This is a genomic window from Actinomadura sp. WMMB 499 (genome assembly GCF_008824145.1).
Lineage (GTDB): Bacteria > Actinomycetota > Actinomycetes > Streptosporangiales > Streptosporangiaceae > Spirillospora.
Genome location: NZ_CP044407.1, coordinates 8,051,931 through 8,066,074 on the forward strand (window position 1 = coordinate 8,051,931; position 14,144 = coordinate 8,066,074).

The window sequence follows — 14,144 nt, forward strand, 5'->3', positions numbered from 1 at the left end:
CGGTCGCGGCGGCGCGCCGGCCGCGTGCGAGCGTGACCCGGCGAGACGATCGCGCGGCCCGTCCGTGCGGCCGGTCGGTTGTGCGGGCGTGACCGTGCGGGTGGTCGTGCGGGTGCGGTCGTGCGGGACGATCGTGGGGCCGCCCGTGCGGGACGCCCGTGCGGGACGATCGTGCGGGCGAGACCGTGCGGGCGTGACCGTGCGGGCGAGACCGCGCGGAGGGACCGGGCGAGGCGAACGAGGAGAGGGAGACGGGTGTCCGACACACCGGTGCAGACCTCGGCGACGGTCCTGACGGTCCGCCAGGTGCAGGACTACCACGCGCTGACGCTGGTCGCCCCGGCCATCGCCGAACGGTTCCGGCCCGGCCAGTTCATCGCGGTCGCCGTCGGCGGGCGGCAGTCCGCCCGGCTCGTCCGCCGCTGCTTCGGCGTGCACGAGGTCAAGTCCGACTACGGCGGCACGGTCGAGGTCGTGTTCGCCGACACCGAGCCCGGCACCGGCTGGCTGGCCGGGCTGCGCTCCCGCGACCAGCTCGACCTCCTGGGCCCGCTCGGCCGCCCGTTCCGGCTGCCCCGCGACCCGGTGAACTGCCTGCTGGTGGGCGGCGGCCCCGGCGGCGCGGTGCTGTTCGCGCTCGCCGACTCCCTGCTGCGGCGGGGCTGCCGCGTCCACTTCGTCCTCGGCGGCCCGTCCGCCCGGCAGGTGTTCGGCTCCCGGATGGCGCAGCGCATCGGCGACAGCGCCACCGTCGTCACCGCGGACGGGACGCTCGGCGACCGGGGCGCCGTCCGCGACGTGCTGCCCCGCGTCATCGACGAGACCGCCGCGGACGTCGTCTACGGCTGCGGGCCCACCGACCTGCTCCGCTCGGTCACCCAGGTCGCCGGGGACTTCGGGCTCCCGTCCCAGGTGTCGGTCGAGGAGTTCATGCAGCGGACGGGCGCGTGCGGCATCGGCGTGTGCATGACGTGCGTGCTGCCCGTCCACGGCGACGACGGCGTCACCCGCATGGCGCGCGCCTGCGCGGACGGCCCCGTCCTGCGCGGCGACCGGGTCCGGTGGGGCGACCTCGGCACCATCCCGTTCGACGCGCTCGGCGCGCCGCGCGTCCTGTCGCCCGGTGCGCGCGGCGCCGCCGAGGGGAGCGAGCGGTGAGCGACCGGATGAACGAGCGCGCGGCGGGGGACCGGCTCCGGACCGCGATCGGGGCCCTCGAACTGCCCAACCCCGTCCTGACCGCGTCCGGATGCGGCGGCACCGGCCGGGAACTGGCCCAGTTCTTCGAACTCTCCCGGCTGGGGGCGTTCGTCACCACGTCCGTCATGCCCCAAGCGCGCGCGGGACGCCCCACGCCGCGGGTGGCCGAGACCCCCAGCGGCCTCCTGACCGCCATGGGGCTCCCCGGGCCGGGCATCGAGACCTTCCTCGAGCACGACCTGCCGTGGCTCATCGAGCAGGACGTCCGCACCGTCGTCTCCGTCGCGGGCAACAGCGTCGAGGAGTACGGCGACCTGTCCCGGCGGCTGCGCGGTGTGCCCGGCGTCGCCGCGATCGAGGTCAACCTCGCCGCCCCGAACGCCGGGGACCGCGGCGGGACCTTCGGGCGGCACCCGTCGGCCGCCGCGGCGGCCGTCCGGGCCGTGCGCGACCACGCGCGGCCCGGCGTCCCCGTCCTGGCCAAGCTCGCCCCGGACGCCACCGACGTCGTCACCATCGCGCTGGCCTGCGTGGACGCGGGCGCCGACGGGCTGACGCTGATCAACACCATGGACGGCATGGCGATCGACCCGCACACGCTGCGGCCCGCCCTCACCGGCGTGTCGGGCGGCCTGTCGGGCCCGGCGATCCGCCCGGTCGCCGTCCGCTGCGTCTACCAGGTGCACGCCGCGCTGCCCCGCACCCCCATCATCGGGGTCGGCGGCGTCGTCACCGGCCTGGACGCCCTCGAGTTCGTCCTCGCCGGCGCGTCGGCGGTCGCCGTCGGCACCGCCCTGTTCCACGACCCCACGGCGGGCCCCCGCATCCTGCGCGAACTCGACGAGGCCCTCGCGGCGCGCGGGATCGGGAGCCTGGCCGCCGCCGTCGGGCTGGCCCACCGGCCCGCCGGCTACGTGCCGCCCCAGGTGCGGCCCGACGAGCCCGAGAAGGAGCGAACGTGACCCCGGCCCCCGCCGCACCGATAGCCGTCGCGCTGGACGCGCCCGACCTGGAGACGGCCGCGCGCTGGGCCACTCTGGTCACGCCGCACGTCTCGACCGTCAAGGTCGGCCTGGAGCTGTACCTGCGGTACGGCCCGGACGTCGTCGCGAGCGTCCGGGGCGCCAGCCGCGTGCAGGTGTTCCTGGACCTGAAGCTGCACGACATCCCCGCGACCGTGCGCGGCGCGGCGCGCGCCGTCGCGCGGCTCAAGCCGTCCTTCCTCACCGTGCACGCCGCGGGCGGGTCCGCGATGATCCGGGCGGCGGTGGACGCCGTCCCCGCCACCAAGATCGCCGCGGTGACCGTGCTGACGTCCCTCGGGGACGCCGATCTGGCCCGGCTCGGCATCGAGGGGCCCGCACCGGACGCCGTCCGCCGCCTCGCCGTCCTGGCGGTCGAGGCGGGCGCTCAGGCGCTGGTGTGCTCGCCGCAGGAGGCCGCGGCCGTCCGCGCCGAGGTCGGCCCCGACATCACGCTCATCACGCCCGGCGTGCGTCCCGCGGGCACCGACGTCCAGGACCAGGCCCGCGTCGCGACGCCCGAGCAGGCGCTCGCCGCGGGCGCGGACCTGCTCGTCGTCGGCCGTCCCATCACGGGCGCGCCGGACCCGGGCGCGGCCGCCGCCGGCCTCGCCGCCGCGCTGCGCCGCACGTCCGCCGAAGGCTCCGGCGCGCCGTCCTGAGCCCGGCCCGGCGGGGGCGGCGGCCCGGCGCGGAGGCCAGGTGCGGAGGGCGTCTTGACAGCCCTCGGGTCATGGCCGGGGTAATGGCGCCGCCGCTCCGGTGAGACGTCGCTTCCGGCGTGCTCCGCGGAGTGGGCGGGAGCGTGTCCGGACGGGACCCCGGTTGCGACGTGCCCTCCCTGACGTGCGAAGATGGCGGGCACCGGTCGCCTCGGGGGCGACCGCCCTCCCGGCCACCCGCGGTCGTCCCCCGGCGACGGGGGCCGGTCCCGGCAGCGGATGAGTCGCGCGATCCGTCATGACAGGGTCGCGCGTCGCATTATGGGACGGGCGGGGTCCCGTATGGCGAGATTTGCTTTGCGGGCCGGATTTGGCGTCGCGTTGCGGCGGGCGCGCAGTTGCCCGCGGCTGATCACCCATTGCGGTTTTTGCCGTGCGCGCGAATGCCGCCCGGCGACTTCCACAATGCGAAACGCGGTGAACGCCCGGCGTTCGTGAACGGGGCCGCATGGGGGCGTTTCCCATAGGGCGGAACGCGCCCGGTGCGGCCCGCGGGACCGTTCTCGCGCGGACGGCCGACGGCGGAGCCGCGGACGGGCGCGGAGGCGCGTACGGGCGCCGGGAAGGGGGAGCGGTGTCGGGCGGGGAGCCTCCGGAACGGTAACGATCTTGGCGGGCGGGTGTTGTCGAGGATGGCAGTTGCGGGACCGTCGCGACGTGCGGAACGGCGCGGCGTGACGAGCGTCACTCGGTCGGGACGTCCTGTGGGGAGGTTCACACGGGCCGCCTCGCGCGGGGCGCGGCCGGGCATCCGGCGCGTGCGCCGCCGCCGTGCGGAGGCCGGTGCGGCGCCCTCGGCCGTCCCGGCCAACGGTGCTCAATGCCGCGAACCGGGCCGGAATGGGGGGTTTTTCACGATCTCCCGAAAGTCCCAGCAAGGTGCAGGGGTCGCCTTCCGGAGCGTCCAAGTTGTGTACACTCTGTATTGAGGACACTCCGGGGAGTGATTTTCGTGAATTTGTGGTGGGCTAAACGGCACTTCACGTTGCCTTATGGGGCGTGAACTCGCTAGTTTCCCAACCCGTCCGACTCCGTCGAGTGGAAACCTGAGGTGACCCGGCGTGGCTCTTCCGCCCCTAACCCCCGAACAGCGCGCCGCAGCCCTGGAGAAGGCTGCCAAGGCCCGCAAGGAGCGGGCCGAGGTTAAGAACCGGCTCAAGCACGGGGGAACCTCGCTCGCCGAGGTTCTCAAGGAAGGTCAGACCGACGACGTCATCGGAAAGATGAAGGTGTCGGCCCTTCTGGAATCGCTGCCCGGCGTGGGCAAGGTCCGTGCGAAGCAGATCATGGAGCGACTGGGCATCGCCGAGTCCCGCCGCGTGCGGGGCCTCGGCGCCAACCAGCGCGCCTCCCTGGAGCGTGAGTTCGGCGGAAGTGCGAACCGCTGACGCGCGACTCACGGACGGGCGCGGCGGGCAGACCGCCGCGGCCGGCTCCGGGCTCCCCGGACACGGGGCGCCGGGCACCGGGTCGACCGGTGCCGGGCTCCCCGGCGGCGGGCTCCCGGAAGCCGGCACCATCCCGCCCGACTCCGGCGCACCCATGACTGCGCCGGACGGCTCCCCGGCCCGCGGGCCGCTCGCCCGGCGGCTGACGGTCCTGTCCGGACCGTCGGGCGTCGGCAAGAGCACGGTCGTCGCCGAGATCCGGCGCTCACACCCCCGGGTGTGGCTGTCGGTCTCGGTGACCACCCGGGCCCCCCGCCCGGGTGAGACCCACGGCGTGCAGTACTTCTTCGTCGACGACGCCGGTTTCGACCGGCTCGTCGACGAAGGAGAGCTCCTCGAATGGGCGGAGTTCGCCGGGAACCGCTACGGCACCCCCCGGCGGCCCGTCGAGGAGCGGCTCGCCCGCGGCGAGCCCGTCCTGCTGGAGATCGACCTGCAGGGCGCCCGCCAGGTGCGGGGGACCATGCCGCAGGCGCAGCTGGTCTTCCTCGCACCCCCGTCCTGGGAGGAACTCGTCCGCCGCCTCACCGGCCGCGGCACCGAGCCCCCTGAGGTGATCGAGCGGCGCCTGGACGCCGCCCGCGTCGAGCTCGCCGCCGAGAAAGAGTTCGACGTCACGCTCGTCAACACGTCCGTCCGGGGCGTGTGCTCCGAGCTGCTAGCCTTGATGGCTGTTCAATGACCGGAGTCCGCCCACCGGCGGACGCCCCGCACCCTAGTGGAAGGCCACGGAGTGGCAGCCAGCAGCGAAGGCATCACCAACCCGTCGATCGACGAGCTCCTCGAGGTCGTCGACACCAAGTACGGCCTCGTGAGCATCGCGGCCAAGCGCGCCCGGCAGATCAACGCCTACTACGCCCAGCTCGGCGAGGGCCTGCTGGAGTACGTCGGCCCGCTCGTCGAGACCCAGGTCCAGGAGAAGCCCCTCTCGATCGCGCTCCGCGAGACGCGCGAGGGCCTCCTGAACGCCGAGCCCATCGAAGGCTGAGACGGACCAGACCGGGCCGCCGACCCGCGGCCCGAACGGACCCGGCACCGCGCCTGGGGGAGCGAGCACCGGGCCGGTGAGCCGGGAGAGGGATCGGCATGACCTCCGGTAAGCCCCGCGTCGTCCTCGGAGTCGGCGCGGGCATCGCCGCCTACAAGGTGTGCGAACTGCTGCGGCGGCTCACCGAGTCGGGCCACGACGTGCGCGTCGTCCCCACCGCGGACGCGCTGCGCTTCGTCGGCGAGCCCACCTGGGCGGCGCTGTCGGGGAGTCCGGTCTCCCCGGACGTCTGGGACGGCGTCGCCGAGGTCCCGCACGTCCGGCTCGGGCAGACCGCCGACCTGGTGTTCGTCGCGCCCGCCACCGCCGACCTGCTCGCCCGCGCCGCGCACGGCCTGGCCGACGACCTGCTCACCAACACCCTGCTCACCGCGCGCTGCCCGGTGGTGTTCGCGCCCGCGATGCACACCGAGATGTGGGAGCACCCCGCCACCCGCGACAACGTCGCGACGCTGCGCGCGCGCGGCGCGATCGTCGTCGAGCCCGCCGCGGGGCGGCTCACCGGAGCCGACACCGGCCCCGGGCGGCTGCCCGACCCGGCCGAGCTGTTCGAGGTCGCCCGCCGCGTCCTGGCCCGCGGCGAGCGGGAACGCGGCGTGCGCGCCGCCGACCCCGCGGGCGACCTCGCCGGCCGGCACGTCGTCGTCTCCGCCGGCGGGACGCGCGAGGCGATCGACCCCGTCCGCTTCATCGGCAACCGCTCGTCCGGCCTGCAGGGTTACGCGCTCGCCCGCACCGCCGTCGCGCGCGGCGCCCGCGTCACGATCGTCGCCGCCAACGTCGCGCTGCCCGATCCGGCGGGCGCCCGCGTCGTGCCCGTCGGGTCCGCGGAGGAGATGCGCGCGGCCGTCCTCGACGCGGCCGGCGACCCGGACGGCCCCGCCGACGCGGTCGTGATGGCCGCCGCCGTCGCCGACTTCCGGCCCGCCGCGTACCGGGGTTCGAAGATCAAGAAGACCCCGGACGGCGAGCCGGAACCGATCGAGCTCGTCAAGAACCCCGACATCCTCGCCGAGCTCGGCGAGCGCCGGCGTCCCGATCAGGTGATCGTCGGGTTCGCCGCGGAGACCGACGACGTCCTCGCCAACGGGCGGGCCAAGCTCGCCCGCAAGCGCTGCGACCTCCTCGTCGTCAACCAGGTCGGCGAGAACCTCGCCTTCGGCACCCCCGACAACGCCGCCGTCGTGCTCGGCGCGGACGGCTCCCGGACCGACGTGCCGCGCGGCGCGAAGGAGGAGCTGGCCGACACCGTGTGGGACCTGATCGTCGCCCGCCTGAAACCTCGATCTTGATCCCGCCCGCTAGACTGCCCACTTGACCCTAGGGTCGCCCGGGCGGGGCGGCCCCTCCCGCCGGCCCGAAGTATCATCCGTCCTGCGACGTCAGTCAGCAGCCGCTGCAAGGAGTTCACGTACGTGTCTCGCCGCCTGTTCACCTCCGAGTCCGTCACCGAAGGCCACCCGGACAAGATCGCGGACCAGATCAGTGACGCGATCCTCGACTCGATGCTCAAGGACGATCCGAAGAGCCGGGTCGCCGTCGAGACCCTGATCACGACCGGCCAGGTACACGTGGCCGGTGAGGTCACCACCGAGACCTACGTGGACATCCCGGCGCTGATCCGGGAGAAGATCCTCGAGATCGGCTACGACTCGTCAAAGAAGGGCTTCGACGGCCACTCCTGCGGCGTGTCGGTGTCCATCGGCGCCCAGTCGCCCGACATCGCCCAGGGCGTCGACGACGCCTACGAGACGCGCGCCGGGGACGACCGCGACAAGCGCGGCGACGACCTCGACCGGCAGGGCGCCGGCGACCAGGGCCTGATGTTCGGCTACGCCACCAACGAGACCCCCGAGCTGATGCCGGTGCCGATCACGCTCGCGCACCGGCTCGCGCAGCGGCTGTCCGCCGTCCGCAAGGACGGCACCGTGCCCTACCTGCGCCCCGACGGCAAGACGCAGGTCACCATCGAGTACGACGGCGACCGCGGCGTCCGCCTCGACACCGTCGTCGTGTCGTCCCAGCACGCCCCCGACATCGACCTCCGCGAGCTGCTGACGCCCGACGTCAAGGAGCACGTGGTCGACCCGGTGCTGGCCGCCGCCGGCATCGACACCGAGGGCTACCGGCTGCTGGTGAACCCCACCGGCCGCTTCGAGATCGGCGGCCCGATGGGCGACGCCGGCCTCACCGGCCGCAAGATCATCGTCGACACCTACGGCGGCATGGCCCGGCACGGCGGCGGCGCGTTCTCCGGCAAGGACCCGTCCAAGGTGGACCGCTCCGCCGCGTACGCCATGCGCTGGGTCGCCAAGAACATCGTGGCCGCCGGGCTCGCCGACCGCGCCGAGGTGCAGGTCGCCTACGCGATCGGCAAGGCCCACCCGGTCGGCGTGTTCGTCGAGACCTTCGGCACGGCGAAGATCGACCCGGAGAAGATCGAGAAGGCCGTCGACGAGGTCTTCGACCTCCGCCCGGGCGCGATCGTCCGCGACCTCGACCTGCTCCGCCCGATCTACTCCCAGACCGCGGCCTACGGCCACTTCGGCCGTTCCGAGCCCGACTTCTCCTGGGAGTCCACCGACCGCGCGAAGGCGCTCGCCGCCGCCGCCGGTCTCTGATTCCCGGCCCGACGGCACCGACCGGCCCCGGACGCCCCGCGCGTCCGGGGCCGTCGCCGTCCGGCTCCCGGGCATGCGCCGTGCGGCCCCGGCATGCGCCGTGCGGTCACGACGTACGGCCACGGCGCGGGGCGGTCACGACGGGCGGCCCCACGCATGGCGCGCGGCCACGGCGTGCGGCCACGGCGCGCAGCGGGTGTGCGCTCGGCGGTGTGGACGTGCGCTGAGGGGCCTCAGGCACGGCGGGTCAGGACGGGCAGTGCGTTCCGTGGCTCAGGGCGCCGTACCGGGCCGCGAGGGTGTAGCGGCCCGGCGCCGGGACCCGCAGCCGCACGAACTCGCCCTCGCGCCGCAGGCAGCCGCTCCCGGGCCCGGTGACGTCCAGCCACGGCGACCAGGCGACGCGCACCAGCACCGACCCCGCGGACGGCATGTCCACCGCGAGTTCGCCCGCGTTCAGCCGCGCGACCGTGCCGGGCGCGTCCACCAGCGGGGTCGCGTGCCGGACGCGGAACAGCCGCCAGTGCTCGTCGCGCCACACCTCCGCCAGGTACGCCGGTTCCGACCGGACGAGCGCGGCCTCGGCCTCGGCGGCCCAGTCGACCTCCTGGGCGGGCAGCACGACCCACTTGACCGCCCACTCGTGCAGCCAGTCGCGGTACGACTCGGCGGTGAGCGCGCCGTCCTCGTAGAACAGCCCGTGCCGTTCGGCGTCCACCTGCCGGTTCCAGCCGCGGGCCAGGGTGAACCCGCGGGCCAGCCCCGCCGACTCCCAGTGCGACCGCAGCGGCACGACCTCGATGCGGCTCTCGTCCGCGTCCAGGGTCTCCAGCTCGGCCACGAGACCGCGCGCGTGGTCGGCCGCGCGGCCGGCGGGCTCCGTGTGGACGATGTCGTCGACCGGCTTCACGACCTGCCAGGCGGCCGTCACGACGAACGCCAGCGACAGCGCGGCCAGCCGGATCCGGCCGCGCGCGCACCCGACGGCCACCAGCAGGAACATGCCGCCGAACAGGAGCGACAGGCGCTCGACGTTGCTGCCCACCGGCGACGGGATCAGCCACGTCAGCAGGATCCCGGCGAGGTAGACGCCCGCGGCGATCCGGACGAACCGCCAGGTCGCGGGCGCGCAGCACAGGATCGCCAGGACGCTCGCGGCGGCCGGGAGCACGATCGCGTCGAAGGAGATGGGCTGGACCCCGCCGAACGGGAACAGCAGGCTCGTCGTCCCCGACACGACCGGCAGCCCCGCGCCGACCGCGACCGCCGCGCGGAACCGCCGGGTCAGCACCAGGGCGCCCGCGAGCACGAGCAGGAACAGCCCGGCGACCGGGCTGGCCAGGGACGCGAGCAGGCCGCACGCGACCATCCCGGCGCCGCGCCGCACCGGGGTGCCGCGCCGGGTGAACGCCAGGAGCGTCGCGGCGAGCGCGAACATCAGGCCGAGCCCGAACGTGGTGCGTCCGGACGCGCTGTTGCAGGTCAGCGCGAACGCCGCCCACACCGCCGCGGGCAGCGCCACCGGCGCGCGGAACCGCACGAGCAGGTGCGCGGTCAGCGCGGCGGACGCGACGCCCGTCACGGTCGCGACCGTCCGGATCCCGAACAGCGCCATCACGTACGGGGAGACGACGCTGTAGGACGCGGGATGCATCCCGCCGTACCAGGTGAAGCTGTACGCGGCGCCGGGGTGCTCGGCGGCGAAGTCCGTCCACGCGGCCTGCGCGGCGAGGTCGCCGCCCTCCGCCGCCAGGAACAGCGCCCACACCAGGTGCAGGACGGCCGCCGTCAGCGCCGCCGCCGTCACCGGGTGCCGGAGGCTCGCGTACCGCCGCCACGGGGGCGGGGCGGGCGCGGCGGGACGGTCCGGCCGCGCGTCCCCGAGGAGGGCGCCCGCCCGTCCGGGGGCTCGCGTGACGCTCACGGCGCTCGCAGGGGTCCGGCGGACGAAGGGGGCGTGGGAGGCATCCGCCAATGATTCACCGAACGGCCATCCGGCACAAACGGGCGCCCGCCCCGGCGTTCGCCGCCGTCCGCCGGTCGGAGGCATCTGGTAGGACGGGGAACGTGACGAAGGCGCGCGGAGAGCCGGCCGGCGGGGGAGCGGACCTGATCCCCGGGCTCGACGATCTCCCGCGCGCGGAGCCCGCGAAGCCGGCGGGCGCCGCGAAGAAACAGCCGAAGAAGGGCGCCAAGGTCCCCGCCGGGGAACTGCCGGTCGCCCGCGTCGCCGTCGACGTCCCGCTCCCGCACCTCGACCGTCCGTTCGACTACCTCGTGCCCGCCAAGCTGGACGCCCAGGCGGTCCCCGGCTGCCGGGTGCGGGTCAGGTTCCGGGGCCAGCTGGTCGACGGCTACCTGCTGGAGCGCGTCGCCGAGAGCGACTTCGCGGGCACGCTGATGTACGTGGAGCGGGTCACCTCGCCCGAGCCGGTCCTCACGCCCCAGGTCGCCGCGCTGGCCCGGGAGGTCGCCGACCGGTACGCCGGGACGTTCGCGGACGTCGTGCGGCTCGCCGTCCCGCCGCGGCACGCCCGGGCGGAGGCCGAGGAGCCGCCGGAGCCGCCGCCCCCGCTGGAGGAGGACGCTGGTCCCGGGCCGTGGGCCGAGTACCCGGCCGGGCCGTCGTTCCTGGCCGCGCTGGCCGAGGGCCGGGCACCGCACGCCGTGTGGACGGCGCTCCCCGGTCCCCGCTGGACGGACGCGATCGCGCGGGCCGTCGCGACGGCGCTGCGGGCCGGGCGCGGCGCCCTCGTCGTGCTGGCCGACGGCCGCGACGTCGCCCGTGTGGACGCCGCGCTGACCGCGGAGCTGGGGGAGGGGCGGCACATCGCGCTCACCGCCGAGCCGGGGCCGGCGGAGCGGTACCGCCGGTGGCTCGCGGTGCTGCGCGGCACGGTGCGCGCGGTCGTCGGGACGCGCGCCGCGATGTTCGCGCCCGTCGCCGACCTCGGGCTGGTCGTGCTGTGGGACGACGGCGACGACGTGCACGCCGAGCCGCACGCCCCCTACCCGCACCCGCGCGAGGTGCTGGCGCTGCGGGCGCACCGGTCGGGCGCCGGGGCGCTGATCGGCGGGTTCACGCGGACGACCGACGCGACCCGGCTGGTGGAGACCGGCTGGGCGCACGCGCTGGCCCCCGAGCGGGCGCGGATCCGGCAGGTGATGCCGCGCGTCCGGTACGTCGGGGAGGAGGGCGAGCTGGCCCGCGACGCCGCCGCCCGGACGGCGCGGCTGCCGAACATCGCGTTCCAGGCGGCCCGCCGCGCGCTGGAGGACGGCCCGGTGCTGGTGCAGGTGCCGCGCCGCGGGTACCTGCCGGGGCTGGCGTGCGGCCGGTGCCGGACGCCCGCGCGCTGTGCCGCGTGCCAGGGGCCGCTGGCGCTGCCGTCGTCGCACGCCGCCCCCTACTGCCGGTGGTGCGGGCGGATCGCGGGCGACTGGCGGTGCGCGGAATGCCAGTACTTCCAGGTCCGCGCGGTGGTGGTGGGCGCCAAGCGGACGGCCGAGGAGCTGGGCCGCGCGTTCCCCGGCGTGCCGGTGCGCACCTCGGGACGGGACGCGATCCTCGGCCGGATCGGCGGGGAGCGGGCCCTCGTGGTGGCGACGCCGGGCGCCGAGCCGGTCGCCGAGGGCGGGTTCACCGCCGCGCTGCTGCTGGACGGCTGGGTGCTGCTGGGCCGCGCGGACCTGCGGGCCGGCGAGGAGGCGCTGCGCCGCTGGATGAACGCGGCGGCGCTCGTCCGGTCCGGCGGGCCGGTGGTCGTGGCCGCCGACGGGACGCTGCCGCAGGTGCAGGCGCTCGTCCGGTGGGATCCGGTCACCTACGCGGAGCGGGAACTGGCCGAGCGCCGCGACGCCGGGTTCCCGCCCGCGGTGCGGATGGCGTCGCTGACCGGCACGCCCGCCGCGATCCGCGACCTGCTGGGCGACGCCCGCCTTCCGGACGCCGCCGAGGTGCTGGGGCCGGTGCCCGTCCCGCCGGCGCCCGGCGCGCAGAAGGGCGACGCGCGGAAGGGCGACGCGGGCGGGCGGGACCGCGGCCCCGAGCGGGAGCGGGCGCTCGTCCGCGTCCCGCAGCGGGACGGTCCGGCGCTGGCGCGCGCGCTGAAGGAGGCCCGGGGTGTTCGCAGTGCGCGGAAGGCCGCGGAGGCCGTACGCGTCGAGATCGACCCCCTGGAGCTGATCTGACCAATAGGGTGCTCTGGTGGCCGATAACTGGGTGGAGTCGACCGACCGCGACCTGCGGCGGTGGGCGGACGAGCGCGGAGAGAAGCTCGACGAGCAGGGCACGCGCATCCTGCTGGAGCTGATGCGGGACGAGCTGGGCCTGCCGGGTCCCGGGGAACTGACCCCCGAGCGGCTCCGGAGCCTCCTGCTGGAGGTGTTCCCCGAGGCCGTCGTCGCGGCCGCCGACGACGTCCCCACCGTCCTGGCGGCGCTGCGCGGCGTCGTCGGGTACCTGCGCGACTCCGGGACGGTCACCGCGCCGGACGCGGCCGCGCTGGAGTCCGAGATCGACCGGGTCGCGCCCGAGTTCACCGAGATCGTCGGCGACTTCGACGACGCCGAGCAGCGGGCCGCCGCGGAGGTCGTCGCCGGGCTGATGCAGGCCGACGGCGTCCCCATGGAGGACCGGGAGGCCGTCGAGAACTGGGTGCGCGAGTTCGAGAGCCTCCCCGAGAACGAGCGGTTCGCCCGCACGGAGGAGTACCTGCGGGAGGTCGAGGAGCGCGTCGTCCCGCCCGTCCGGATCGCGCCGGACGGGGAGCTGGCCGCGGCGGCGCGCGCGTCCCGGCTGACCGCGGCGGTCGTCGCGCTGGCCGAATGGACGGGCGAGCGCGCGCTGACCGAGCACGAGACCCTCACCGGCGCCGACGCGGCGGAGGCCCGCCGCGTCCTCGGGCTCGCGGAGGCCGGCCCGGCGGGCGAGCCCGACGGCGAGCTGGAGCGGCTCTGGTGGGCGGCGGCCGCCGCCGAGGTGATCGAGGTCGAGGGCGGCCGCGCCGCGCCCGGCCCGGCGCTGGCCGGGCTGCGGTCCGGCGACGACGGCGAGGTGCTGGCCGCGTGGCTGCCGCTGTTCGACGCCGTCGCGGTGCCCGAGCACGACTACGAGGACGGCCTCGACGCGGCCGAGCTGGTCCAGAACGCGCTGACGGGCGTCCTGATCCACCTGTACGAGCAGGAGGAGCCGACCCCGCCGGACGCGCTCGTCGCCGCGATGATCGACCACATCGGGGAGCAGTACGTCGTGGCGGAGGAGGGCGCGGCGATGTCGCGGCTCCTCGCCGACGCGTTCCGCCGGGAGCTGGACGTCCTGGCCGGGTGGGGGATCGTCGCGCCGGCGGGCGACGAGGCGGCCGGCGACGGCCGGGCGCTGACGCCGCTCGCCGTCTGGGCCGTCCGGGAGCTGCTGGTAGCCGACGGTTTCCTGGCGCCGGTCGTCGGCGACCTCGCGGACGCGTCGGCGGCCGAGCTGGTCGCGGGGCTGGCGTGGCACCGCCCCGACACCGCCGTCGAGGAGATCGACGGCTGGCTGGCCGGCCGGGACGCCGCCGCGGGCGCCGCCGAGCTCCTCGACGTCATGCGCACCGGCGGACCGGGCGCCCGCAACATCGCCGCGACCGTCCTGCACCGCATCGGCGCCGACGCCGCGCCGGTCGTGCGCGCGGCGGGCGACCATCCGCTCGTCGCCCCGTACGCGGCGATGTGGCTGGCGTCGGCGGGCGACGCCGCGGGCCGGGAGCTGACCCGCGACGAGTACCTGTGGGTGTTCGTCGACACCGTCGCCGGGATGCTGGAGGCCGCCGACGCCGCCGAGGCGGTCGCCGCCGCGCTCGCCGACGTCCCGCCGGAGACCGACATGGCGGCGATGGCGGACGAGTTGTGGCGCATCGAGCACCCCGACCTGGTGGAGGTGCTGGAGGCCCTCGGAGACCACCACCCCGACCGGGCGGTCGCCAAGACGGCCCGCACCGCCGCCTACAAGGCGCGATCCGCCTGACGCCTCCGTAAACTGGACGGCACGCACCACGGGCACGCACCACGGGCACGCGCCCCGAGCACGTCCCACGGGCACGTCC

At 75.9% G+C, this 14,144-nt stretch carries 11 protein-coding genes; 10 read left to right on the top strand and 1 reads right to left on the bottom strand.

What is annotated here, in order from left to right; translation table 11 throughout:
• Positions 1-255 precede the first annotated feature (255 nt).
• From F7P10_RS36665 to metK, 8 genes are all read left to right on the top strand, one after another.
• Positions 256-1,158 (top strand): dihydroorotate dehydrogenase electron transfer subunit, encoded by a 903-nt coding sequence (locus F7P10_RS36665; RefSeq protein WP_151016642.1) that lies wholly within the window; start codon positions 256-258, stop codon positions 1,156-1,158.
• Positions 1,159-1,166: 8 nt separating this feature from the next.
• Positions 1,167-2,162, top strand: a complete 996-nt coding sequence (locus tag F7P10_RS36670) for a dihydroorotate dehydrogenase (protein ID WP_151018522.1) — start codon at positions 1,167-1,169, stop codon at positions 2,160-2,162.
• Positions 2,159-2,884: an orotidine-5'-phosphate decarboxylase gene (pyrF, locus tag F7P10_RS36675; RefSeq protein ID WP_151016643.1), complete on the top strand. Its 726-nt coding sequence runs from the start codon at positions 2,159-2,161 to the stop codon at positions 2,882-2,884. The genes F7P10_RS36670 and pyrF overlap by 4 nt, the downstream gene beginning before the upstream one ends.
• Before the next feature lie 1,121 nt (positions 2,885-4,005).
• On the top strand, positions 4,006-4,332 hold the full coding sequence (gene mihF / locus F7P10_RS36680) for an integration host factor, actinobacterial type (RefSeq protein ID WP_151016644.1): 327 nt from the start codon (positions 4,006-4,008) through the stop codon (positions 4,330-4,332).
• A 154-nt stretch (positions 4,333-4,486) separates the two neighbouring features.
• Complete coding sequence (gene gmk, locus F7P10_RS36685) at positions 4,487-5,074, top strand: guanylate kinase (protein ID WP_151016645.1); 588 nt, start codon at positions 4,487-4,489, stop codon at positions 5,072-5,074.
• A gap of 51 nt (positions 5,075-5,125) precedes the next feature.
• Entirely contained in the window at positions 5,126-5,380 is a 255-nt protein-coding gene (gene rpoZ / locus F7P10_RS36690; RefSeq protein ID WP_026405772.1) for a DNA-directed RNA polymerase subunit omega, read from the top strand.
• Between the two features lie 98 nt (positions 5,381-5,478).
• Positions 5,479-6,732 (top strand): bifunctional phosphopantothenoylcysteine decarboxylase/phosphopantothenate--cysteine ligase CoaBC, encoded by a 1,254-nt coding sequence (gene coaBC, locus F7P10_RS36695; protein WP_151016646.1) that lies wholly within the window; start codon positions 5,479-5,481, stop codon positions 6,730-6,732.
• Positions 6,733-6,855: 123 nt separating this feature from the next.
• On the top strand, positions 6,856-8,061 hold the full coding sequence (gene metK / locus F7P10_RS36700) for a methionine adenosyltransferase (RefSeq protein WP_151016647.1): 1,206 nt from the start codon (positions 6,856-6,858) through the stop codon (positions 8,059-8,061).
• Positions 8,062-8,308: 247 nt separating this feature from the next.
• Here the strand turns inward: metK and F7P10_RS36705 are convergent, their stop codons facing one another.
• Positions 8,309-9,985 (bottom strand): MFS transporter, encoded by a 1,677-nt coding sequence (locus F7P10_RS36705; RefSeq protein WP_254716212.1) that lies wholly within the window; start codon positions 9,983-9,985, stop codon positions 8,309-8,311.
• Between the two features lie 143 nt (positions 9,986-10,128).
• Between F7P10_RS36705 and F7P10_RS36710 the strand changes: the two genes are divergently transcribed.
• Together F7P10_RS36710 and F7P10_RS36715 are read left to right on the top strand one after the other, a co-directional pair.
• Complete coding sequence (locus F7P10_RS36710; RefSeq protein ID WP_254716213.1) at positions 10,129-12,252, top strand: primosomal protein N'; 2,124 nt, start codon at positions 10,129-10,131, stop codon at positions 12,250-12,252.
• A gap of 16 nt (positions 12,253-12,268) precedes the next feature.
• Positions 12,269-14,065, top strand: coding sequence for a hypothetical protein (locus F7P10_RS36715; protein ID WP_151016649.1), 1,797 nt, complete (start codon positions 12,269-12,271; stop codon positions 14,063-14,065).
• Positions 14,066-14,144 lie beyond the last annotated feature (79 nt).